The sequence below is a fragment of the Pectobacterium versatile genome, assembly GCF_020166435.1.
In the GTDB taxonomy this organism is placed as follows: domain Bacteria; phylum Pseudomonadota; class Gammaproteobacteria; order Enterobacterales; family Enterobacteriaceae; genus Pectobacterium; species Pectobacterium versatile.
Window position 1 is genome coordinate 79,338 of sequence record NZ_JAINZP010000006.1, and the last position, 22,902, is coordinate 102,239.

At 53.5% G+C, this 22,902-nt stretch carries 19 protein-coding genes; 13 read left to right on the forward strand and 6 right to left on the reverse strand.

The window, feature by feature from the left end; genetic code table 11:
* Positions 1 to 57: 57 nt before the first annotated feature.
* Positions 58 to 546 carry a thioesterase family protein gene (locus K7X24_RS09470; RefSeq protein WP_224554517.1) on the reverse strand — a complete coding sequence of 163 codons (489 nt, stop codon included), beginning with the start codon at positions 544 to 546 and terminating at the stop codon, positions 58 to 60.
* A 270-nt stretch (positions 547 to 816) separates the two neighbouring features.
* On the opposite strand from K7X24_RS09470, the gene pldA reads away from it, so the two are divergent.
* The 3 genes from pldA (at position 817) to rhtC (ending at position 4,313) form a co-directional block, all read left to right on the forward strand.
* A complete protein-coding gene (gene pldA / locus K7X24_RS09475; RefSeq protein ID WP_103862694.1) occupies positions 817 to 1,683 on the forward strand; it encodes a phospholipase A in 867 nt (288 codons plus the stop codon).
* 133 nt (positions 1,684 to 1,816) lie between these two features.
* On the forward strand, positions 1,817 to 3,646 hold the full coding sequence (gene recQ / locus K7X24_RS09480) for an ATP-dependent DNA helicase RecQ (RefSeq protein WP_103942894.1): 1,830 nt from the start codon (positions 1,817 to 1,819) through the stop codon (positions 3,644 to 3,646).
* A 43-nt stretch (positions 3,647 to 3,689) separates the two neighbouring features.
* A complete protein-coding gene (gene rhtC / locus K7X24_RS09485) occupies positions 3,690 to 4,313 on the forward strand; it encodes a threonine export protein RhtC (RefSeq protein ID WP_039486730.1) in 624 nt (207 codons plus the stop codon).
* A gap of 60 nt (positions 4,314 to 4,373) precedes the next feature.
* On the opposite strand, the gene rhtB is transcribed toward rhtC, so the two are convergent.
* Positions 4,374 to 4,994, reverse strand: coding sequence for a homoserine/homoserine lactone efflux protein (rhtB, locus tag K7X24_RS09490; protein ID WP_224554519.1), 621 nt, complete (start codon positions 4,992 to 4,994; stop codon positions 4,374 to 4,376).
* Between the two features lie 130 nt (positions 4,995 to 5,124).
* Here rhtB and pldB point away from each other — a divergent pair, with 130 nt between their 5' ends.
* From pldB to K7X24_RS09505, 3 genes are all read left to right on the forward strand, one after another.
* Entirely contained in the window at positions 5,125 to 6,162 is a 1,038-nt protein-coding gene (gene pldB, locus K7X24_RS09495) for a lysophospholipase L2 (RefSeq protein ID WP_224554521.1), read from the forward strand.
* A gap of 103 nt (positions 6,163 to 6,265) precedes the next feature.
* Positions 6,266 to 7,066, forward strand: coding sequence for a sugar/pyridoxal phosphate phosphatase YigL (yigL, locus tag K7X24_RS09500; RefSeq protein WP_224554523.1), 801 nt, complete (start codon positions 6,266 to 6,268; stop codon positions 7,064 to 7,066).
* Positions 7,067 to 7,654: 588 nt separating this feature from the next.
* Positions 7,655 to 8,047 carry a hypothetical protein gene (locus tag K7X24_RS09505; RefSeq protein WP_224554525.1) on the forward strand — a complete coding sequence of 131 codons (393 nt, stop codon included), beginning with the start codon at positions 7,655 to 7,657 and terminating at the stop codon, positions 8,045 to 8,047.
* 364 nt (positions 8,048 to 8,411) lie between these two features.
* Here the strand turns inward: K7X24_RS09505 and glpT are convergent, their stop codons facing one another.
* Entirely contained in the window at positions 8,412 to 9,761 is a 1,350-nt protein-coding gene (gene glpT / locus K7X24_RS09510; RefSeq protein WP_224554527.1) for a glycerol-3-phosphate transporter, read from the reverse strand.
* 375 nt (positions 9,762 to 10,136) lie between these two features.
* Between glpT and glpA the strand changes: the two genes are divergently transcribed.
* The 5 genes from glpA (at position 10,137) to gntR (ending at position 16,486) form a co-directional block, all read left to right on the forward strand.
* Complete coding sequence (glpA, locus tag K7X24_RS09515) at positions 10,137 to 11,807, forward strand: anaerobic glycerol-3-phosphate dehydrogenase subunit A (protein ID WP_411961341.1); 1,671 nt, start codon at positions 10,137 to 10,139, stop codon at positions 11,805 to 11,807.
* Positions 11,797 to 13,059: a glycerol-3-phosphate dehydrogenase subunit GlpB gene (gene glpB / locus K7X24_RS09520; protein WP_130622583.1), complete on the forward strand. Its 1,263-nt coding sequence runs from the start codon at positions 11,797 to 11,799 to the stop codon at positions 13,057 to 13,059. Before glpA ends, glpB begins: the two co-directional genes overlap by 11 nt.
* The gene (gene glpC / locus K7X24_RS09525) at positions 13,056 to 14,267 is read left to right on the forward strand and encodes an anaerobic glycerol-3-phosphate dehydrogenase subunit GlpC (RefSeq protein WP_039541729.1); all 1,212 of its coding nucleotides are present in this window, start codon (positions 13,056 to 13,058) and stop codon (positions 14,265 to 14,267) included. Before glpB ends, glpC begins: the two co-directional genes overlap by 4 nt.
* A gap of 366 nt (positions 14,268 to 14,633) precedes the next feature.
* The gene (locus tag K7X24_RS09530) at positions 14,634 to 15,329 is read left to right on the forward strand and encodes a pirin family protein (protein ID WP_103862685.1); all 696 of its coding nucleotides are present in this window, start codon (positions 14,634 to 14,636) and stop codon (positions 15,327 to 15,329) included.
* A gap of 161 nt (positions 15,330 to 15,490) precedes the next feature.
* Positions 15,491 to 16,486 carry a gluconate operon transcriptional repressor GntR gene (gene gntR, locus K7X24_RS09535; RefSeq protein WP_224554529.1) on the forward strand — a complete coding sequence of 332 codons (996 nt, stop codon included), beginning with the start codon at positions 15,491 to 15,493 and terminating at the stop codon, positions 16,484 to 16,486.
* Between the two features lie 9 nt (positions 16,487 to 16,495).
* On the opposite strand, the gene K7X24_RS09540 is transcribed toward gntR, so the two are convergent.
* Positions 16,496 to 17,008, reverse strand: coding sequence for a gluconokinase (locus K7X24_RS09540; protein WP_015842039.1), 513 nt, complete (start codon positions 17,006 to 17,008; stop codon positions 16,496 to 16,498).
* Positions 17,009 to 17,166: 158 nt separating this feature from the next.
* Between K7X24_RS09540 and K7X24_RS09545 the strand changes: the two genes are divergently transcribed.
* Entirely contained in the window at positions 17,167 to 18,543 is a 1,377-nt protein-coding gene (locus tag K7X24_RS09545) for a GntP family permease (RefSeq protein WP_103862684.1), read from the forward strand.
* A 341-nt stretch (positions 18,544 to 18,884) separates the two neighbouring features.
* On the opposite strand, the gene K7X24_RS09550 is transcribed toward K7X24_RS09545, so the two are convergent.
* A complete protein-coding gene (locus tag K7X24_RS09550; protein ID WP_010299467.1) occupies positions 18,885 to 19,478 on the reverse strand; it encodes a YhgN family NAAT transporter in 594 nt (197 codons plus the stop codon).
* Between the two features lie 299 nt (positions 19,479 to 19,777).
* On the opposite strand from K7X24_RS09550, the gene asd reads away from it, so the two are divergent.
* Positions 19,778 to 20,881 carry an aspartate-semialdehyde dehydrogenase gene (gene asd / locus K7X24_RS09555; protein ID WP_039474155.1) on the forward strand — a complete coding sequence of 368 codons (1,104 nt, stop codon included), beginning with the start codon at positions 19,778 to 19,780 and terminating at the stop codon, positions 20,879 to 20,881.
* A gap of 98 nt (positions 20,882 to 20,979) precedes the next feature.
* Here asd and K7X24_RS09560 read toward each other — a convergent pair whose 3' ends face one another.
* The gene (locus K7X24_RS09560; protein WP_039508614.1) at positions 20,980 to 22,698 is read right to left on the reverse strand and encodes a sensor histidine kinase; all 1,719 of its coding nucleotides are present in this window, start codon (positions 22,696 to 22,698) and stop codon (positions 20,980 to 20,982) included.
* Positions 22,699 to 22,902: the final 204 nt, after the last annotated feature.

Consider the following 22,902-nt stretch of genomic DNA (forward strand, 5'->3'; position numbering starts at 1 on the left):
CAAAACGGTGAGCGCTTTCACGTAAAGTGTTAATGACAATTTTTTCTAACGTAAAGGTTACCCGACAATATAGGTTGCGGTGGCGCTGGCGAGATGTGAACCCTGTTCGTTATGCAATTCGGCGCGCGCAACGGCGATTTTATTACCACCGCGGAGCAACGTGCTGGTAATAGTGAAGTGTTCCCCATAGCCCGGACGTAGATAATCCACCCGCATATCAATGGTTCCCATGCGTGCGAGTCGGTGATGAAATTCCTGCTCGCTGATCGTCTCATGGCGCAGCAGCGTATTGCCGACACAGACCAGTCCGGCAGCAACGTCCAGCCCAGCGGCAATCACGCCGCCATGCAGAATTTTTTGTGCCGCATTGCCGATGAGCTTCTCTTGCCGGGCGAACGTCAAGACGGCTTTGTCGGCTTCAAACTGCTGTAACTCAAGGCCCAGTTCGATGTTGAAGGGCATCTTGTAAATGAAAATCTCCCCAACGAGCTGGCGCACGGTCTCTCTGGTTAGTGTGGTTCCGTGAAACGATGGAATGTCAGCCATAGTGGTTTCCTGTTTGGGTGAGAGAGACTTGTTAAATGTAGTTTATTTGATGCGGCAAGGTTATGTGAATGTTTGTTTCGTGCGTTGATTTTGTTTCTTTCCAGAAAAGGCAGAGAAACGGGAGAACGATAATTCAAACGTCGCTGAACTGTGTAGAATGGCGGGCTTGAGTGGGGAAGGCTTATCACTATTTAGATAAATGAGTTTATTTAGATAAAAGATTTTATTTGGGTAAAAGCATGCTGGAGAAAAACATGTCGGAGAAAATGAATGCATAAAATCGGATTCGTACTGGCAGTATTACTGACAGCACAGGCTCATGCCGAAGACACAACAAACGCACCTGCGCCAAATCAACCTGCGGTGCGTGGCAGCATTATTGCCAGCTTGTTAGAAGAGCACAACACCCCGTTTGTCCTCTATCCTTACGAGAGCAACTACATACTGTATACCTATACCAGCAACATCAATAAAACGGCGATACAGAGCTATAACTGGGGCGATGAAGCACGTAAAGATGAAGTGCATTACCAGTTGAGTCTGGGATTCCCGATCTGGCGTGGCATTCTGGGTGATAACTCGTTGCTAGGTGCTTCCTATACGCAGCGCTCGTGGTGGCAGTTGTCTAATAAGAGCGAGTCTTCTCCGTTCCGTGAAACCAACTATGAGCCACAGGTCTTTTTGGGCTGGGCAACGAACTACACATTAGCAGGCTGGACGCTGCGGGATGTGGAAACGGGCTTTAATCACCAGTCTAATGGCCGCTCTGACCCGACGTCGCGTAGCTGGAACCGCGCTTATGTCCGCCTGATGGCGCAGAACGGCAACTGGCAGGTTGATGTGAAGCCGTGGGTGCGTTTCTCCGACAGCCAGGATGACAATCCAGATATCACCAAATACATGGGTCATTACCGCTTACGCGTCGGTTATGTGTGGGGCGACAGCGTGCTTAGCGCAGAAGGGCGTTATAACTGGAACAGCGGCTACGGCGGCGGTGAGCTGGGCTGGAGTTACCCGCTGACGCGTCATGTCCGTTTCTACACCAAGGTGTTTAGCGGTTATGGCGAATCCCTGATTGATTACAACCACCGTCAGACCCGCTTTGGCGTTGGCGTGACGCTGAACGACATGTTCTAACGATCGTGTTTCAGAGACTGGTGTTTTAACGATTGTCGTTTTAACCCTTGTCGTTTTACCAAACTAACGATTGCAGTTTTACCCGACGGCGCTGAAAATAGCGCCTGTTTGATTTCATTGAATTGGGGAAGGCGTGTCTACGGCGGAAGTATTGAATAAGGAAGCGCTGGCGGTTCAGGTTCTGCGGGACACGTTCGGCTACCAGCAATTCCGACCGGGTCAGCAGGAGATTATCAGCGCGACGCTCAGTGGGCAGGATTGTCTGGTTATCATGCCGACCGGCGGCGGTAAATCGCTGTGCTACCAAATCCCCGCATTGGTGATGGACGGGCTGACGCTGGTAGTGTCCCCGTTGATTTCACTGATGAAAGATCAGGTTGATCAGCTTCAGGCCTACGGCGTCTCTGCCGCTTGCCTTAATTCGACGCAGACGCGCGAGCAGCAGCTTGAGGTGATGGCAGGTTGCCGTACCGGTCATATCAAGCTGCTTTATATTGCGCCGGAACGTCTGACGACGGACAGCTTCCTCGATCATCTTGCCCATTGGCAGATTTCCCTGATCGCGGTGGATGAAGCGCATTGCATTTCCCAGTGGGGACACGATTTCCGCCCTGAATACCGGGCTCTGGGACAGATTAAACAGCGCTTCCCTCATCTTCCTTTTATTGCGTTGACCGCTACCGCCGACGAGGCCACGCGGAACGATATCGTTCGCCTGTTGGATCTCCAGTCGCCGCTGATTCAGATCAGCAGCTTTGACCGCCCGAATATTCGTTACACGCTGGTGGAGAAGTTCAAGCCGCTCGACCAGCTCTGGATGTTCGTGCAGGCGCAGCGTGGAAAAAGTGGCATCATCTACTGCAATAGCCGTTCCCGCGTGGAGGACATTAGCGCACGCTTGCAGGCCCGTGGGCTGAGCGCAGGGGCTTATCACGCTGGATTGGATAACGAACGACGTGCACAGGTGCAGGAAGCGTTCCTGCGTGACGATCTTCAGGTGGTGGTAGCGACCGTTGCCTTTGGTATGGGCATCAACAAGCCTAACGTGCGGTTTGTGGTGCACTTTGATATTCCGCGCAACATCGAATCCTACTATCAGGAAACGGGGCGTGCTGGGCGTGACGGCCTCGCCGCCGAAGCTGCGCTGTTCTACGACCCGGCGGATATGGCGTGGCTGCGCCGCTGTCTGGAAGAAAAACCGGCTGGGCCGCAGTTGGATATCGAGCGTCATAAGCTCAATGCGATGGGCGCATTTGCCGAAGCGCAAACCTGCCGCCGTCTGGTGCTGCTGAACTATTTCGGTGAAGGACGCCAAGAGGCCTGCGGCAACTGCGATATTTGTCTCGATCCGCCGAAGCGCTATGACGGTCTGGTAGAAGCGCAAAAGGCGCTCTCCTGCGTATACCGCGTTGGGCAGCGCTTTGGTTTAGGGTATATCGTTGAGGTGCTGCGCGGGGCGAATAACCAGCGTATCCGTGACTTCGGCCATGACAAACTGCCGGTTTACGGTATTGGTAAAGAGAAATCGCAGGAGCATTGGGTTAGCGTGCTGCGCCAGCTGATTCATCTGGGCTTGCTGAACCAGAACATCACAATGCATTCTGCGGTACAGCTTACCGAATCTGCGCGTCCGGTATTGCGGGGAGAAATGCCGCTACAGCTGGCCGTGCCGCGTGTGATTAACCTGAAACCACGCGCCAATCAAAAATCGTACGGTGGAAATTACGACCGCAAGCTGTTCGCCAAATTGCGCAAACTGCGTAAATCTATCGCGGATGAAGACAATATTCCGCCTTACGTGGTGTTCAGCGATGCCACGCTGCTGGAGATGGCCGAAATGATGCCGATCACCGCGGGTGAACTGCTGAATATCAACGGGGTTGGACACCGTAAACTCGAACGTTTCGGTGCGCCTTTCATGAACATGATTCGCGATCATGTCGATAATAATGATGATGAGTGATGCTCGTCTTGTCTGACTGCACTTAAAAAACAGGAAAACCAACATGCTGATGCTATTTATGACAGTGGCGCTGGTGCATTTCATTGCGCTGATGAGCCCAGGGCCAGATTTCTTTTTCGTTTCACAAACAGCGGCCAGCCGTTCCCGCCGTGAAGCGATGATGGGCGTGTTAGGTATTTCTCTGGGTGTTATGGTTTGGGCGGCTATCGCGTTGCTCGGGCTGCATCTGCTGTTGCAAAAAATGGCCTGGCTGCATACGGCAGTTACCGTCGGCGGCGGGCTGTACCTGTGCTGGATGGGCTGGCAGATGCTGTGCTCCGCGCGAAATAAAGCACAGTTAGAAACCACGCAGGAAACGGCGGTGGTACTGCCTCAGCGCGGTAAAACCTTCATGCGTGGGTTGTTGACGAATCTGGCTAACCCGAAGGCGCTGATCTATTTCGGCAGCGTGTTCTCGCTGTTTGTTGGCGACAGTGTCGGCAGCGGTGCGCGTTGGGGGTTGTTCGCGTTGATCTCGATTGAAACGCTGATCTGGTTCAGTCTGGTCGCGATGGTTTTTGCCCTACCGGCAATGCGTCGTGGCTATCAGCGTCTGGCGAAATGGGTGGATGGCGTGGCGGGCGTGCTGTTTACCGGTTTCGGCCTGCACCTGATTTTCTCTCGCTAACCTTTCCCTCTGAATGATAGATAGGCGTGCGCCGCTAGCCGATACGGCGCACTGCCTTAATCAGGCCTTTCTCGCCGTGGCGAGTAACGCGCCGACCAGCACGAACAGCGATCCAAATATCCGGTTGAGCGTCTTCATCTGCCGTGGTCCTTTCAGCCATCCGGCGATACGCGCGGCCAGCGTGGCGTAACCAATCATCACGATAATATCGACCACAATGGTGGTGACGCCCAACACCAGATACTGTGCGGCCTGCGGCTGGTGGGGAATAATGAACTGTGGGAACAGCGCCGCCAGAAATACGATGCTTTTCGGGTTGGTCAGATTTACCAGCACCGCACGTTTAAAGAGCCTACGACGCGGCATGGCGCTGGCGATCGCCTGAAGGTCAAGTGCGCCTGCGGCGCGCCACTGCTGAATCCCCAGCCAAATCAGATACGCCGCGCCCAGCCATTTCAGTACATCGAAAGCCAGTACAGACTGGTTAAGCAACGCGCCTAACCCTATGCCGACCAGCACGATATGAATCGCCAGCCCGACCTGTAAACCACAGATTGAAGCCGCCGCGCCGCGATAGCCGTGGCTAATTCCGGTGCTCATGGTGTTGATGGCACCAGAGCCGGGCGACAGGCTGAGAATAAGCGTTGTGAGTAAGTAGGTTAACCACCAGTCCAATGTCATGAAGCATGCCCCTGAATCGCGTTCTGTATTACGAGAGTCTGTCTGTTTTTTATGTCACAATACGCTTGTGCTCCACTGCTTGTCATGTTCTTCCGCTAGCTTTGTTTTCCCGCGTCACCGGAGAGGTGTGATGATTCAACGCCACAATACGTTGTTTACGTCGGAACGGTTAACGCCTGAAGGGTTAACCTCGAACTTGTTAACGCGAGAAGCGCAGTTTGCCGCTTTTGCTACCGGAGAATTACTGGATTTCTGGCGTCAGCGCGAAGAGGGCGAATTCTCTGGCGTAGACGATGTGCCGATCCGGTTTGTTCGCTTTACCGCGCCGCAGCACGACAAAATTGTCGTTGTCTTTTCAGGTCGTATCGAAAGCTATGTCAAATATAGCGAAGTGGCTTACGACCTCTTTCATAGCGGCTATGATGTGCTCATCATGGATCACCGTGGGCAAGGGCGGTCGGGGCGAGTATTGCAAGACGGCCACCGTGGACACGTGCTGCGCTTTAGTGACTATGTCGATGATGCCGAAACGCTGTGTCAGCAGCATATTGGCCCGAAACACTATACCCGCCGGTTTGCCTTAGCGCATTCAATGGGGGGCGCGATTCTGGCGCAGCTTTTGATTCGCCAACCTGAAACGTTTGATGCCGTGGCGCTGTGTGCGCCGATGTTTGGTATTCGTTTGCCGCTTCCTCACTGCGTTGCTGGTTGGATCGTCGATTGGGCGGAGCGTCGCCCGGCGATACGCGATTACTACGCCATCGGCACTGGGCAATGGCGTCCTTTGCCTTACCGGATGAATGTGCTGACGCACAGCCGTGAACGCTACCAGCGCGGCATTCGCTTTTATGCGGATTCACCGGATTTACGCATCGGCGGCCCCACCTATCATTGGGTGCGAGAGGCGATACTGTCGAGGAAACAGCTACTGGCTCAGGCCAGCGCCGTCATCACGCCGCTTCTGCTGCTACAGGCAGAAGAAGAACGCGTGGTGGATAATCGTAGCCAGAATGCATTTTGTCAGGCACTGGTGCAGAGCGGTCACGCCAATTTGAACGATGTTTTGCAGGTTATCCACGGTGCGCGGCATGAAATTCTCTTTGAAACGGATAACCTCCGCGCTCAGGCATTTGCGCTGATTCTGGCACACTTTGCGCGTTATCATTAATTTTAGACTGTTGGCAGGTCGTTCAACGGACGCTACCAGCAACCTCGTTAATTTTTTTGCGGCGCGTGCCGCCACAACACACCAGAAGTGAGATCTCATCGCTATGTACCATATCGTTGCTTCCGATTTAGATGGCACACTGCTGTCACCTGACCATTCGCTGTCCCCGTATGCCAAAGAAACCCTCAGGCTGCTGACGGAAAAAGGGATTCACTTTGTGTTCGCTACCGGACGGCATCACATGGATGTCGCGCAGATCCGCGATAACCTTGGTATCAGCGCGTTTATGATTACCTCGAATGGTGCACGCGTGCACAACTCGCAGGGCGAGCTGATTTTCAGCCACAATCTGGATCAGGACATTGCCCGCGACCTTTACAGCGTCGTACACAATAACCCCGACATGCTGACGCACGTTTACCGTGATGACGAATGGTTTATGAACCGTCCCCGTGCGGAAGAAGAGCGTTTCTTCAAAGAGTCGATCTTTAAATACAAGCTGTTTGAGCCTGCACTGCTTGAGACCGATGGTGTCAGCAAGGTGTTCTTTACCTGCGATTCCCATGAACAACTGTTGCCGCTGGAAGAAGCGATCAACGCGCGCTGGGGTGACCGCGTCAACGTGAGCTTTTCGACGCTTACCTGTCTGGAAGTGATGGCGGGCGGCGTGTCTAAAGGCCATGCGTTGGAGCAGGTGGCGAAGATTATCGGCTTCTCGCTCAAAGAGTGCGTGGCATTTGGTGATGGCATGAACGACTACGAAATGCTGTCGATGGCCGGAAAAGGCTGCGTGATGCAGAACGCGCATCAGCGCCTGAAAGATATGCTGCCAGATCGCGAAGTGATTGGCTCTAACGCGGACAGCGCCGTGCCGAATTACCTGCGTGAACTGTTTCTGAAATAATCGATGTGTTATCGAGTCAACGCATCATCGGGCACATCGTGCCCGATGGGAAAGCTGAGCCTCAGCGATTGTTTAAGGATCGAGATACCGAGGGCGACCACGGTGCGAGGCATCCCTGCGGGAGCCTCATCATCGTGTTTCCCTCTAAATCCATGCTTAAGCGACCAGTATTAGCGCTTCAGCACGGTTTTTTTCAGGAAATCGACCGCTTTGTCGGGAAAGTCGGTGAACAGGCCGTCAACATCCGCCTGATATAATTTCATGCCAAATTATGCTGTCAGATAGCTGACAAGCTGACGCTTGATCGCTAGTTTTAAAGATTTAGTACACGACCCTCAAGACCTTGGTTCGCAGGCCTTTGTTTAAGAACGGTGGTGGTTTGGTGTTCGGTTAATCAATAGATCATCGGTCATTTGGCATGCTTGTTTTTAAGACGTTAAATTTGATTTAATGAAAATATGAAATATAATTTTATTAAATCACAATATATATATTGTGGTGTTTCAACCTATTTTCCATCACGTAGATCTCTGGAAATGAATATATTCATTCATTAATATTAATTTTTAAAATATAGAGGTGATTTTTATGTCTGTTGATAATAATTATGCTGTTAATCCTATTGGTAATTATATAGATAAAGATGGTCTATACAATCTGAAAATAACGGAGACTACTTCAAGCATTGGCCAATTCAAAGGAACGTTTACAGTTAAGGACACACCGGAAGGTGAAATCCAATATATCATTGGAGATGAAGAGCCTGCTAGGTATAATTTCACAAAGAATACGAATTTTGCTGGTATGGGTTTCATCGGATTGTCGAGACCCCAAGATAGGCGTTTTGTTCTCTTTGATTGCTGGGCAGGTTCTATTAAGAACAATGGCGATTTATTAATGAGTGGTTCTCGATCTTATACAAAACCTGATGGTGTGAGTCAGGTTTTTTCTTTCGAAAATATAGTATTAACTAAAAAATAATTATCCTTTCCTCTTTTGGGTGTGACCTAAGTTACAACGCTTTTTAGTTAAGTGGTCACACTCATCTCAGCCGCGGTAGCAAGTGGGATCTCACGTCTCTATTTAAATAGAGAACCTATTTTTATTTCATTAATCTGAGTTTTATCCATAACCCTGACTCAGAGAAAAGCAGGCTTTGTTGAATTAAAGCTATGTCCCTCTTTCTCAGGCAATAACGATTTTGTCGGTTGATGAAGCGGAAGCACTAAAGGAAACGGAGAGCGCGAGGGCGGAGAGTAGGGATATTACGGTAACGTTCATGCGTTCTGTTGAGAGAAAGGCGGCGTCATCAGGACGCCGCCAGAGGGATGCTTACAAGAGCGGGTTAGGCGCGATTGGCTAACTCTGCTTTATGCTTTTTCTCATTCAGCATAACAACAACCAGCAGAAGTACAGCCAGAATGCTGCCGCCGATCATGACCATGAAGCCGCCGTCCCAACCAAAGAAGTCAACGGTGTAGCCGACGATGGCGCTAGCGGCAACAGAACCGCCGAGGTAGCCGAACAGGCCGGTGAAGCCAGCTGCGGTACCCGCTGCTTTTTTCGGCGCCAGTTCCAGTGCATGCAGACCAATCAGCATGACCGGGCCGTAAATCAGGAAGCCGATGACGATCATACAGGCCATGTCCACACCCGGGTTACCGGCTGGGTTCATCCAATAAACGATAGTTGCTATTGTCACCAGCGTCATGAAGAACACGCCTGTTGCACCACGGTTACCTTTGAAGACCTTGTCGGACATCCAGCCGCACAGTAGCGTGCCCGGAATACCTGCATATTCGTAGAAGAAATAGGCCCAGGAAGACTTATCCAGTGCGAAGTGTTTAACTTCCTTCAGGTAGGTCGGTGACCAGTCGAGGATACCGTAACGCAGCAGGTAAACGAAGACGTTGGCGATCGCGATGTACCACAGCAGTTTGTTGGGGAAAACGTACTGCATGAAGATCTGCTTAGCCGTCAGTTCTTCTTCCGCTTTTTCATTGTAATCAACCGGATAATCGTTTTTGTACTCTTCAATCGGTGGCAGACCACAGGATTGCGGCGTGTCACGCATCAGTGCAAAAGCGATCAGGGCAATCAGAATGGCGCCGAAGGCCGGCATATAGAGTGCTGCTTTCCAGTCGTTGAACCAGGCCATACCCAGCAGGAACAGCAGAGGAGGAATACCACCGCCGACGTTGTGAGCACAGTTCCATACGGACACGATGCCACCACGTTCTTTCTGCGACCACCAGTGAACCATCGTACGTCCGCACGGCGGCCAACCCATACCCTGGAACCATCCGCACAGGAACAGCAGGACGAACATAATCGCAATGCTGGACGTTGCCCACGGCACGAAGCCCATGAACAGCATGACCGCACCTGACAGAATCAGACCCGCAGGCAGAAACACGCGCGGGTTAGAGCGGTCAGATATGGACCCCATGATGAATTTGGAAAAGCCGTAGGCGATGGAAATGCCGGACAGCGCAAAGCCAAGATCGCCGCGTGAGAAGCCCTGTTCAATCAGATAAGGCATGGCGAGTGCGAAGTTTTTACGCACCAGATAGTAGGCGGCGTAGCCAAAAAAGATCCCCATGAAAATCTGCCAGCGCAGGCGGCGATAGAGCGGATCAACGTGTTCTTGCGACACGCGCGGCTGGTGGGCTGCGGGCCTAAAAATACTCAGCATAGATATCTCCAATGCGAAAAAAAACGATAGCTTTTTTGTTCTATTACGAACGTTATTGTAAGGGGATAGCGTGCAAATGAGTGTGATTCATGACGCTAATGTTACATTTTTATGAAACTGTGACGATTTTTGCGCTCATGTTAACAGAATAGGAAAATTACACCGTGTGGTTTTAGTGATCCAAATCACATTTACTGTTTTTAAATCCTTATTTGTTTTCGTTTTGTATTCGTTTTTGCTCTTTATCAAACATTAACCCTTCTTTCTGTGTCCCAATAGCAACATACATGCCCTAAATAATTCGGCGGCGTGAAGGCGGCCAACGCACAAGCCGCTTGAAGTATGACGGGGATACCATCCGCCTGGAGCGAGAATATGATGCGAAATACGGGGAACTGGCGTGAAACTGACGTGGTTGTCATCGGCGGTGGTGCGACGGGGGCGGGTACGGCACGAGACTGTGCCCTGCGCGGACTGCGCTGCCTGCTGCTTGAACGTTATGACATTGCGACCGGAGCGACCGGGCGTAATCACGGCTTATTACACAGCGGCGCCCGCTATGCGGTAACCGATGGCGAGTCTGCCCGCGAATGTATTGAAGAAAACCAGATTCTCCGGCGGATTGCTCGCCACTGTATTGAGCCTACCGACGGCCTGTTTATCACCTTGCCCGAAGACGATCTCGGCTGGCAGGCGCAGTTTATTACCGCCTGCGAGCAGGCAGGGATTCGCGCTCAGGCGTTGGATCCGCAGGAAGCGCTACGGCTGGAACCGGCGGCAAACCCGACCCTGATTGGCGCGGTGCGTGTGCCGGATGGCTCTGTCGATCCCTTTCGCCTGACGGCGGCCAACATGATTGATGCCTGCGAGCACGGCGCGGAAGTGCTGACCTATCATGAGGTCATCGGGCTGATTCGTCAGGGCGACCGTATTACCGGCGTGCGCGTTTTCGACCATAAAAAAGGTGTAGAAACAGAAATCTATGCACAGGTGGTGGTCAACGCGGGCGGTATTTGGGGGCAACACATTGCGGAATATGCCGATCTGCGCGTGCGCATGTTCCCGGCAAAAGGCGCGCTGCTGATTCTTGGACACCGCATCAATAACATGGTGATCAACCGCTGCCGTAAGCCGGCGGATGCAGACATTCTGGTGCCGGGCGATACCATTTCGCTGATTGGCACCACCTCAACCCACATCGATTACGATCAAATCGACAATATGCTGGTGACGCCTGCCGAGGTGGAAACGCTGATGCGGGAAGGCTCGATGCTGGCGCCGACGTTGGCGAATACGCGCATTCTACGCGCCTATGCGGGCGTCCGACCGTTGGTTGCCAGCGATAGTGACCCCAGCGGACGTAGCGTGAGCCGTGGCATTGTGCTGCTCGACCATGCCATTCGCGACGGGCTGGAAGGATTTATTACCATCACCGGCGGCAAGCTGATGACCTACCGCCTGATGGCGGAATGGGTGACTGACGCTATCTGCAAAAAGCTGGGTCATGACGTGGCCTGCTCGACGGCACAGACGCCGCTGCCCGGTTCTGAATCGCTGGAGGAAGTGAAATCTGCCCCTCACGCCCTATCTGCTTATCCTGTGGCAAAACCGTTATCTGCGCCGCTGCGCGGTTCGGCGATTTATCGTCACGGTGAACGAGCAGGACGAATGCTGTCCGGTGAGCGTCTGGATCGCAGCCTGGTATGCGAATGTGAGGCCGTGACGGCGGGGGAAGTGCGCTACGCCGTGGAGTCGTTGCAGGTGAATAACCTGATTGATTTACGTCGGCGCACCCGTGTGGGTATGGGCACCTGTCAGGGGGAGCTGTGCGCCTGTCGTGCGGCGGGTCTGCTGTGCCGTCTGGGTACCGCGACGCCGGAGCAGTCGCTCACGCAGCTCAGTCAGTTTTTGAACGAACGCTGGAAAGGGATTCGCCCGATTGCGTGGGGCAATGCGCTGCGCGAAAGCGAGTTTACCAGTTGGATTTATCAGGGATTGTGCGGCCTGACGGCCAGCGACAGTCAGGAGGATCGTCATGCGCTATGACGTTGTGATTATCGGTGGCGGACTGGCGGGATTGACCTGCGGCATTCGCTTAGCGGAGCAGGGAAAGCGCTGTGCGATTGTCAGCGCTGGGCAGAATGCGCTGCATTTTTCTTCCGGTGCGCTGGATTTACTTTCCCATCTTCCTGACGGACAGCCCGTTAGCCAGCCGCTCGATGCGCTGGATGAGTTGGCGCGTCAGGCTCCTCATCATCCTTATTCCCGTATGGGCGCGACGGCAGTGGCGGCCCTGTTGCCACAAGTTGAGGCGCTGCTGGAACGCAGCAATATCACCCTGCAAGGCCATTATCAGCAGAACCACTGGCGCATGACGCCGCTAGGTAAGTTTCGTTCATGCTGGCTGAGCCCAGTCGATGGCGTCACGCGTGGTCTGCCGGATGCCCACTTTGGCGACAATCCGCTGATTGCGGGTATCGAAGGCTTTCTGGATTTTCAGTCCCGTATTGTGGCCGGCACGCTTCAGGCGCAGGGTATTGCGGCACGCAGTGATGAACTCAAGCTGCCCGTACTGGATCGGCTACGCCAGAACCCCAGCGAATTCCGCGCGGTAAATATCGCCCGCGTGCTGGATCGGCCGGAAAACCGCTCGGCGCTGGTGGAAGAGCTGTCGCTTCTGGCTAACGGTAACGATGCCATCATCATGCCTGCCTGTCTGGGATTGGACAGCCCTGAAATCATCAATGAACTCGCTGGTGCGTTAGGGAAACCGGTACTGCTGCTACCGACATTACCGCCATCAGTACTCGGCTTACGCCTGCATCAGGCGCTGTCGCAGCGCTTTCGCCAACTGGGTGGCATGGTGATGCCGGGCGATCGCGCGGTGCGTGCCTCGCTGTCGCCGCAGGAGATTGCGATCCATAGCCACCACCACCGTGATATTCCGCTGCGGGCGAAGCATGCGGTGCTGGCGAGCGGTAGCTTCTTTAGTAACGGGCTGGTGACGCAGTTCGATCGAGTGACCGAACCGGTCTTTGGGCTGGACGTTCGGTTTGCTGACCAGCGCGAGGGCTGGAGCCAGCAGGATGTATTTGCGCCGCAGCCTTATCTGCAATTTGGTGCGATTGTCGATGAACATCTGCATCCGCGCATTGAGGGTGAAACGGTCAATAATCTGTACGCGATTGGTGCGGTGCTGGAAGGCTTTGACCCCATTGTGCAGGGGTGTGGAGCGGGGGTTTCCTTGCTCAGCGCACTTCATGTTGCCGAACAGATTTTGAAGGAGGGCAATCCATGAGCCTGCTTAGCGATAACAGTTTTGAAGATTGCATCAAGTGTACGGTCTGTACCACGTACTGTCCGGTGTCGCGCGTGAATCCGCTTTATCCCGGTCCGAAACAGGCTGGCCCGGACGGCGAACGCCTGCGGCGTAAAGATCCGGCGCTGTATGATGATGCGCTGAAATACTGCACCAACTGCAAACGCTGTGAAGTCGCATGTCCGTCGGATGTCAAAATTGGCGACATTATTCAGCGTGCGAAAGCCACGCACAGCAGTCACAAGCCGACATTGCGTGATGCGATTCTGAGTCATACCGACTTCATGGGGTCAATTGCTACACCGTTTGCGCCTCTGGTGAATACGGCGACTAGCCTGAAACCGGTACGCCAACTGCTGGATAAGGCGTTGAAAATCGACCACCGTCGCCAGTTGCCGAAATACTCGTTCGGCACCTTCCGGCGCTGGTATCGCCAACAGGCGGCAAAACAGCAGGCCTATGATGAGCAGATCGCTTACTTCCACGGCTGCTATGTGAACTACAACCATCCACAGCTAGGTAAAGATCTGGTTCAGGTCTTTAACGCGATGGGTATTGGCGTCCAGTTGCTGAATAAAGAGAAGTGCTGCGGCGTGCCGCTGATCGCCAATGGTTTTCACGACAAGGCCAGAAAGCAGGCGCACGCGAATATCAACTCGCTGGATGAGGCGATTAATCAGAAATCCCTGCCAGTGGTCGCGACGTCATCCAGCTGTACGTTCACGCTGCGGGACGAGTATCCACATCTGCTGGGCGTGGATAACGGCCACGTGCGCGATGGCGTCGAACTGGTGACACGTCAGCTCTACCGTCTGCTGGAAGAAGAAGGGCGAACGCTGCCGCTGGGTAAATTGCCGCTGCGGGTGGCGTATCACACGCCTTGCCATCTGGAACGAATGGGCTGGACGGCGTATACCCTGGCGCTGCTGCAACGCATCCCCGGTCTTGAGCTGGTGATGTTGGATTCCCAATGCTGCGGCATTGCGGGTACCTACGGCTTCAAGAAAGAGAATTACGCCACGTCGCAAGGTATTGGTGCTCCGCTGTTTCAGCAGATTGAAGAGAGCGGGGTCGATATCGTGGTGACGGACTGCGAAACCTGTAAATGGCAGATTGAGATGTCGACTAGCAAAAAGTGTGAACACCCGATCACCCTGCTGGCAAGGGCATTGGCGCAGCCAGAGTAGCAAACAGAAGGGGAGCAAAACGGGCTGTTCCGCAGTCCGTATTGAGAATAAGAATTTATCGCAAAAAGCACTTTACAAGTGCGAATGATAATGATTATTATTGCTGTGCGTTCCGGGGAACGATGTCATGCGCCTGTGTTAGTTATTGATGGTGTTCACGACGATCCGGCTTCCCTGTGAAGGCACGACATTGCTCACATTGCTTCCAGTATTATTTAGCCAGCTCGGGTGCTGGCTTTTTTTTTGCAATTCCTTTCCAGCCATTATCCCGTTCTGATTTTTCGAACAGAGCGATGAGTTTTTTGCGCTATCTTATTTACCACCGCCCGTTACACTTTCCTTATCAAAAACGCGGGAGGAAATAACATGATCTATTTACGTCAAGCGCAAGATCGCGGACATGCGAATCACGGCTGGCTCGACAGCTGGCACACATTCTCATTCGCCGATTATTACGATCCTGATTTCATGGGATTTTCGGCACTGCGTGTCATTAATGAAGACTATATCGAAGGCGGTCAGGGTTTTGGTACGCATCCGCACAAAGATATGGAAATTCTGACCTATGTGTTGTCCGGTGCGGTTGAACATCAGGACAGCATGGGAAATAAAGAGCAGGTGCCAGCGGGCGAATTCCAGATTATGAGTGCGGGAACGGGTATTCGTCATTCTGAATACAATGCCAGCAAGGACGAGCAACTGCACCTGTATCAAATCTGGATTATCCCGGAAAAAACCGGTCTGACGCCGCGCTACGAGCAGAAGCGCTTTGATGTGCTGCAAGGGCGTCAACTGGTGCTGTCTCCGGATGCGCGTGAAGGCTCGCTGAAGGTCTTTCAGGACATGACGCTGTGGCGTTGGGCGCTGAAAGCGCAGGAGCAAACGGTGTATCAGATTCAGGCTGACCGTCGTGTCTGGGTTCAGGTGGTGCGCGGTACGGTAGAGATTAACGGCCAGAAGGCAGAAACCAGTGATGCCTTCGCGATTTGGGACGAAACGGCGATCTCCGTACACGCCAGCGAGGACAGCGAAATCCTGCTGTTTGATCTGCCGCCGGTATAATGACGAGTGAGAAAAATGAAGAAGCCCGCGTAGGAAAAGACGCGGGCTTTTTACTTGTCACTGCCTGACGTCATCATTCAGATTCTGCCCCTTTGCCTTTACTTTCTTTATGCTTTTTTTGTTAGACTTAGCTTACTGTTTTTCAGGCATTTTAGTCGACGATGAAGAAAAAAAGACCCGTTCTCCAGGACGTTGCTGATCGCGTTGGGATTACCAAAATGACGGTAAGCCGTTATTTGCGTAATCCCGCTCAGGTGTCCGCCGCGTTGCAGGAAAAGATCGCTATTGCATTGGATGAGCTGGGCTATATCCCCAATCTCGCGCCGAATATGCTCGCCAGCTCCACCAGCCGGGCGATTGGCGTGCTGCTGCCGTCATTGACCAATCAGGTTTTCGCCGAAGTCTTGCGCGGGATTGAACGCACGGCGGAAGCGCACGGCTACCAGACTATGCTGGCGCACTATGGCTATCATCCTGACAGAGAAGAACAGCGTCTGACCTCACTGCTGTCGTATCACATCGATGGGCTTATTCTCGCCGAACGTACCCACACGCCGCGCACGCGCCAGATGCTGGACGTTGCCGGCATTCCGGTAGTCGAGTTGATGGATTCTGTCTCACCCTGTCTGGATATGGCTGTCGGTTTTGATAACGTCGAAGCCGCGCGGCAGATGACATTGCGTATGGTCGTGCTGGGGCATCGTCATATCGTTTATCTAGGCGCACGGCAGGATGAGCGTACGATTATGCGTTGCCGAGGCTATGAGCAAGCGATGTGGGAAAGCGGACTCAAGAGCTATTGCGTGATGAGCGAGCGGGCGTCTTCCTATTCGCTTGGTGGCGAACTGCTGCGGCAGACGCAGGCGGAATACCCGCAGGTCGATAGCGTATTTTGCACTAATGACGACTTAGCCGTCGGTGCGATGTTCGAATGCCAGCGGCAGGAGCTGCGTGTGCCGGATGACATTGGCGTAGCGGGTTTCCACGGGCACGACATTGGTCAGGCGATGGTGCCGAAGCTGGCTAGCGTACTGACGCCGCGTGAACACATGGGGCGCGTCGGCACCGAACAACTGCTGGCTCGTCTGCGGGGCGAGCCAGTCGCACAGGATAGGATCGATGTCGGTTTCACCGTGCTGGACGGTGAAAGCCTCTAAGCGTCTGCGTTAGCCTGCCGCACGCAGTGCTTCAACGCAGCGCTGCACGACTTCCTCTCGGGTGCCGTCAATATCGACCTTCAGAACATCCGGCTCATCGCTGCCCGGTTCTTCCAGCGCATCGAACTGGCTTTTCAGTAGATCTGTCGGCATGAAGTGGCCTGCTCTGGCTTTGTGACGCTCAAGAACCAGCTCAAAGCTGCCTTTCAAATAGATAAACACCATCTTTTCGTTCCCTTCGCGCAGGCGGTCACGGTAACGCTTTTTCAGCGCGGAACAGACAATGATGCCCGTCTCGTTTTTGTGCGCCAGGCTGTAGGCAACATCGCTGAGTCGCTCCAGCCACGGTGCACGGTCGTCGTCATTCAACGGCGTACCGCTGGCCATTTTCTGGATATTTGCGCGCGGATGCAGATCGTCGCCGTCAATAAATTTTGCCTGAATGGCGCGGCCAAGTTCAGCGCCAACTGAGGATTTTCCACTGCCTGATACGCCCATCAGAATAATGCTTCGACCTGACATAATTTGATCTCTATCTCAAAATGTAAATTAAATGGTGTTTGATAGTTCCTGATTTTAACATGTTACCCGTATCATGTTACCGGTATCAAATGATGATGTGATACACCTCACAAACAATCAGCCAATCCAGACCGGGTGCCCTAAAGAGATTATTAACGATGACAGAAATAACATCCGCCTATAGCGCCAGTGTGCTATTAACCATCGCCGCAGGTGCGGTCGCACTGTTACTGGTACTGATTATGCGCTTCCGCGTCCACGCGTTTTTGGCGTTGACGTTGGTGAGTTTGATCACGGCGCTGGCGACGAAAACCCCTTTTGAGAAACTCGTACCTACACTGCTCAGCGGTTTCGGTAGCACGTTGGCATCCGTTGCTTTGTTGGTTGGTCTGGGGGCAATGATTGGTCGCCTGCTGGAAGTGACCGGTGGCGCAAATGTGCTGGCGGATACGCTAATCAATAAATTTGGTGAGAAACGCGCGCCTTTCGCGCTGGGTCTTGCTTCTCTGCTATTCGGCTTCCCGATCTTCTTCGACGCCGGGCTGATCGTGATGTTGCCGATTATTTTCAGCGTGGCGAAACGTTTTGGCGGCTCAACGCTGACTTATGCATTCCCTGCTGCGGGCGCGTTTGCCGTTATGCATGCCTTGCTGCCACCGCATCCCGGTCCGGTTGCTGCCAGTGAGCTGCTGGGTGCCAACATTGGCCTGCTGGTACTGGTTGGTGCCGTGATTGCTTATCCCACCTGGTATTTTGGTGGTTATCTGTTCGGCCTGTGGGCAGGTAAAAAATTCCATTTGCCACTGCCGTCAACTTTCCTGACCGAAGTAAAGGCCGATGAGCAGCATACGCCGCCTCCGTTCAGCGTGGTGATGTGGGTACTGTTGCTGCCGCTGATCCTGATTTTCCTCGATACGGGATTGAATACGCTGACGGTCATGGGCGTTATTAGCGGCGATAGCGGTCTGGTGCAGTTCCTGCGTATGCTGGGGAAAACGCCGATTGCGCTGCTGATTACGGTCTTGTTCGCCATGATTATGTTTAGCGGCCAGCATAGCCGTAGACACCTTGAGAAAATCTGTGAAGGCGCGCTGGGTCCAGTCTGTTCGATTATTCTGGTAACCGGTGCGGGCGGGATGTTCGGTGGCGTTCTGCGTTCCAGCGGTATTGGTGACGCGCTGTCTGGTGCGCTGGCGGATACGGGTATGCCGGTGATTGTGGCGGCGTTTGTGGTGTCTGCTGCACTGCGCGTGGCACAGGGTTCTGCGACGGTGGCACTGACGACGACGGCGGCGCTGATGGCTCCGGCGGTAGCGGCGACCCCTGGCCTTAGCCAGTTCGATCTCTGTTTTATCGTGGTGGCGATTGCGGGCGGTGCGACCGTGCTGTCGCATGTGAACGACTCCGGCTTCTGGCTGGTTGGCCGTTTCCTCGAAATGGATGAGAAAACGACCCTGAAAACCTGGACAGTGATGGAAACGCTGCTCGGCACCATCGCGTTCCTGATAGCGTTGGTGGGGAGTATTCTCCTTTGATGTGTTTAGCCCCCCTTACAAGGGAAGGTTTTGACATTAATCCGGCGTAAAAATTATGCAGCGGTGATCATGAGCACCGAGTGAGCGGCATGGATGCCGCGAAAGCCAGTGCGGCGTCGGGAACGCCTCACTGGCGGCTCGAAGGGTGCTCATGAACGCCGATGGCACCGCGTAGCGGCATGATTTAGCCGGAAGCCTGGGTTCGCAGGGCGGCGGCGATTGAGCGCCCTGCGTCGGGCGCGTGCTACGGAGTAGCATGGAAATTACGGCGTTCTCGCGCACGAAACCGTCTCTTAGTCGGCATAAAAAATGTGACTAAGACAGAGGGGGTAACGGCGTAGCTATAACTTCATATAGGCACGCACGCCGTCGAGGAACATCTGCGTCGATAGCATCACCAGAATTAACCCCATCAATTTCTCCAACGCACTCACGCCTTTCTCACCCAGCAAACGCAAGAACACATTGGACATCAGCAGGATGATGAAAGAGATCGTCCAGGCGATAAACAGCGCCAGCGTCAGGTGAGGTAGCTGATTGGGATACTGGTGGGAAAGCAGCATTAGCGCCGCGAGAATCGACGGCCCTGCGACCAGCGGAATCGCCATTGGCACCAGAAACGGTTCTTCTCCGGCTGGCAAACCGCTGCTATTGCCTTCCTGCGAAGGGAAAATCATACGAATCGCGATGAGGAACAGCACGATACCGCCGGAAATCGACACGGTTTCGGTGCGCAGATTCAGGAACGCCAGAATGTGTTCACCGGCGAACAGGAAAATCAGCATCAGTCCGAGTGCGATCAGCATTTCACGGATCAGCACCACACGTCGGCGTTTGGGGTCGAGGTGTTTGAGGACTGACATGAAAATCGGCAGGTTGCCGAGTGGATCCATAATGAGCAACAGCAGCACTGTTGCGGAGATCATTTCTGTCATTTTGGTTTTTTACTCCCGAAACCTTGTTTCCTGACCTGGGCCATCTTTACGGGCTGACCAACATTGTTATCCTGGGCCAGGTTGATGATATTAGAATGACTGCTGAAAATTGCCGTACTATCGAATAAATTCACTTGCGACTTTATGTACATTTTGTAAGGTTGAATGACACGATTATTTACAGGTTTACGACACGACGCGCGCGCGACCTCTGCGGGAGATCACCGAGCCAGCAATCACTAAGCGCTATCGACGTTAGCCAGAATTCTTTTTGTTACCCCCAAAGCAGGACAGTTACCATGAAAAATGTTGGTTTTATTGGCTGGCGCGGTATGGTCGGCTCGGTTCTCATGCAGCGCATGGTGGAAGAACGCGACTTTGATGTGATTCACCCGGTATTCTTTTCGACTTCTCAGCACGGCGACGCTGCTCCAGCGCTGGGCGGTCATAAAGGCGTGTTGCAGGATGCTTATAATATCGAAGCCCTGCGCGCGCTGGACATCATCATTACCTGTCAGGGCGGCGATTATACCAATGAAGTTTACCCAAAGCTGCGTGAAAGTGGCTGGCAGGGTTACTGGATTGACGCCGCATCCTCACTGCGTATGAAAGACGACGCGATTATTATTCTGGATCCGGTGAACCACGGGGTGATTCAACAGGGTCTGGATAAAGGCATCAAAACCTTTGCAGGCGGTAACTGTACCGTCAGCCTGATGCTGATGTCATTGGGCGGCCTGTTTGCTAACAATCTGGTGGAGTGGGTTTCTGCTGCGACGTATCAAGCGGCTTCTGGCGGCGGTGCGCGTCACATGCGTGAACTGCTGGCCCAGATGGGTTCGTTACACGGTGAAGTGGCGAAAGAGCTACAGGATCCGGCTTCTGCGATTCTAGATATTGAGCGTAAAGTGACAGCGCTGACCCGTAGCGGCTCACTGCCGACCGATAACTTCGGTGTGCCATTGGCGGGCAGCCTGATTCCGTGGATCGACAAACAGCTGGATAACGGCCAGAGCCGTGAAGAGTGGAAAGGTCAGGCGGAAACCAACAAGATTCTGAGCACCAGCAGCGTCATTCCTGTTGACGGTCTTTGCGTCCGTGTCGGCGCACTGCGCTGCCACAGCCAGGCGTTCACCATCAAACTGAAAAAAGACGTGGCGCTGCCGGAAATCGAACAACTGCTGGCAACCCACAACGACTGGGTGAAAGTGGTGCCGAACGATCGTGACATCACTATGCGTGAGCTGACCCCTGCTGCGGTAACGGGCACGCTTTCCACGCCGGTGGGTCGTCTGCGTAAGCTGAACATGGGGCCGGAATACCTGTCCGCCTTCACGGTCGGCGATCAGCTGCTGTGGGGAGCCGCTGAACCGCTGCGCCGTATGCTGCGCATCCTGCTGTAATCTTCCTGCTTTTTCTGGCGCAACATCGGTTGGTGTTGCGTCATCTTTCGATGACGGACCTGACACTCTTCTTATTACGATATCTGACGCTCTCTGCGTCACGCCACGCTATCCAGCTTTTCCAATGCCTGACGCGGTGAGATCAGTGGGACGCGTACTTCTACCCGAGTGAATTTATCCGCTTCGCTGACCACCGTGATGCCATAGCGGTTGCCGTAGCGTGCTTTGATACGGCGGTCGACCAGATTCATGCCTAGCCCATCGCCACCGCTGCGGGGCTGGTAGGTGCCGGCGTTATCTTCCACTGACAGCTCCAGCGTGTTGGCGTGCAGGCGTCCGCTGATGTGGATGTGTCCGCTTTCAATCATCTGTGAGATACCGTGCTTAATCGCATTTTCGACGATGGGTTGCAGGGAAAACGCGGGTAATCGCGCCTCACGCAGCGTTTCCGGCAGCGAAATCTCTACCGTCAGGTGATCGGCAAAGCGAGCTTTTTCGATTTCGAGATAGGCATTAACGTGCTCCAGCTCGTCATTGAGTGACACTTCATCGTTGCTGCGCTTGAGGTTTTTACGGAAAAACGTCGACAGAGACAGCACCAGCTGGCGAGCGTGATCGGGGTTGCGTCGTATTACGGCGGACAGCGTATTGAGCGCGTTAAACAGAAAATGTGGGTTGACCTGCGCGTGCAGCAGTTTGATTTCCGACTGGGCCAGCAGCTGTTTCTGCTGTTCAAAGCGGCCCGTCAGAATCTGTGCGGAAAGCAGGTGGGCAATCCCTTCCCCTAGCGTACGGTTAATGCTGGAAAATAGCTTATTCTTGGGCTCATAAAGCTTGATCGTGCCGACAACGCGCTGATCTTCGCCACGCAGCGGGATCACCAGCGTGGAACCGAGTTTGCAGTGTGATGAAACCGAACAGGTATAAGACACCTCGTTGCCGTCGGCGTACACCACCTGATTGTTGTCTATCGCCCGACGGGTATGTGATGACGTGATAGGCGCGCCGACGTTATGGTGATCGTCGCCGAGCCCGATGAAGGCCAGCAGCTTGTCGCGATCGGTAATCGCCACGGCACCCACGCCCAGCTCTTCATACAAAATACGGGCAACGCGCATACTGTTTTGCGGGTTGAATCCCTGACGCAGCGCCCCTTCGGCGCGGGCGGCGATTTGCAATGCCTTGGCGGAAAACGCGGAGGTGTATTTTTCAAAAATGGCGCGTCTGTCGAGCAGGATGCGCATGAACATGGCGGCACCGATGGTGTTGGTGATCATCATCGGTAAGGCGATATCTCGAACCAGTTCAACGGCATTATCAAACGGACGGGCGACCAGCAGGATAATCGCCATTTGCAGTATCTCCGCAACCAGCGCGGTCAGGCCGACGACGAGGGGCTGGAACAGCAGATCGATGCGGTTGCGGCGTGCCAGATAGCGGTGTAACAGCCCGCCGAGCAAGCCTTCGGCAATCGTCGACAGCATACAGGCCAGCGCGGTCATTCCGCCCATCGAATAACGGTGTAATCCGCCCGTTAATCCGACGAGAAAACCGACGGAAGGGCCGCCCAGCATGCCGCCGAGCACGGCGCCCGTCGCGCGGGTATTGGCAATAGAATCGTCTATATGTAGGCCGAAATAGGTTCCCATAATGCAAAACACGGAAAAAACCAGATAGCAGACCAGCTTGTGCGGCAGGCGGATGGTGACCTGCATCAGCGGGATAAAAAGCGGTGTTTTACTGAGCAAATAAGCGATAACCAGATACACACACATCTGCTGTAAAAGGGAAAGAATCAGATCAATCTGGCTAACCATGGACGGGATCTCATCATACGCAATCCGCCAAATTGTACTGCTTTTTGCTAGCGGACGAATCGATATTTAAACAAAAGATGCTAATTATCCCGTGTCATCACTTATTCATATAAATATAAACGGAAAAATTTCATCAGTTCTCTGATATTTCTCCGTTCTTTGACTACGCTGAATTAGGGGGCGTGGTTCAAGAACTCTTTCATA

Excerpts from the sequence above, each read along its gene's own strand:
- K7X24_RS09470 (WP_224554517.1), bottom strand. The coding sequence starts at position 546 with ATGGCTGACATTCCATCGTTTCACGGAACCACACTAACCAGAGAGACC.
- pldA (WP_103862694.1), top strand. The coding sequence starts at position 817 with ATGCATAAAATCGGATTCGTACTGGCAGTATTACTGACAGCACAGGCT.
- rhtC (WP_039486730.1), top strand. The coding sequence starts at position 3,690 with ATGCTGATGCTATTTATGACAGTGGCGCTGGTGCATTTCATTGCGCTG.
- rhtB (WP_224554519.1), bottom strand. The coding sequence starts at position 4,994 with ATGACATTGGACTGGTGGTTAACCTACTTACTCACAACGCTTATTCTC.
- pldB (WP_224554521.1), top strand. The coding sequence starts at position 5,125 with ATGATTCAACGCCACAATACGTTGTTTACGTCGGAACGGTTAACGCCT.
- yigL (WP_224554523.1), top strand. The coding sequence starts at position 6,266 with ATGTACCATATCGTTGCTTCCGATTTAGATGGCACACTGCTGTCACCT.
- K7X24_RS09505 (WP_224554525.1), top strand. The coding sequence starts at position 7,655 with ATGTCTGTTGATAATAATTATGCTGTTAATCCTATTGGTAATTATATA.
- glpT (WP_224554527.1), bottom strand. The coding sequence starts at position 9,761 with ATGCTGAGTATTTTTAGGCCCGCAGCCCACCAGCCGCGCGTGTCGCAA.
- glpA (WP_411961341.1), top strand. The coding sequence starts at position 10,137 with ATGATGCGAAATACGGGGAACTGGCGTGAAACTGACGTGGTTGTCATC.
- glpB (WP_130622583.1), top strand. The coding sequence starts at position 11,797 with ATGCGCTATGACGTTGTGATTATCGGTGGCGGACTGGCGGGATTGACC.
- glpC (WP_039541729.1), top strand. The coding sequence starts at position 13,056 with ATGAGCCTGCTTAGCGATAACAGTTTTGAAGATTGCATCAAGTGTACG.
- K7X24_RS09530 (WP_103862685.1), top strand. The coding sequence starts at position 14,634 with ATGATCTATTTACGTCAAGCGCAAGATCGCGGACATGCGAATCACGGC.
- gntR (WP_224554529.1), top strand. The coding sequence starts at position 15,491 with ATGAAGAAAAAAAGACCCGTTCTCCAGGACGTTGCTGATCGCGTTGGG.
- K7X24_RS09540 (WP_015842039.1), bottom strand. The coding sequence starts at position 17,008 with ATGTCAGGTCGAAGCATTATTCTGATGGGCGTATCAGGCAGTGGAAAA.
- K7X24_RS09545 (WP_103862684.1), top strand. The coding sequence starts at position 17,167 with ATGACAGAAATAACATCCGCCTATAGCGCCAGTGTGCTATTAACCATC.
- K7X24_RS09550 (WP_010299467.1), bottom strand. The coding sequence starts at position 19,478 with ATGACAGAAATGATCTCCGCAACAGTGCTGCTGTTGCTCATTATGGAT.
- asd (WP_039474155.1), top strand. The coding sequence starts at position 19,778 with ATGAAAAATGTTGGTTTTATTGGCTGGCGCGGTATGGTCGGCTCGGTT.
- K7X24_RS09560 (WP_039508614.1), bottom strand. The coding sequence starts at position 22,698 with ATGGTTAGCCAGATTGATCTGATTCTTTCCCTTTTACAGCAGATGTGT.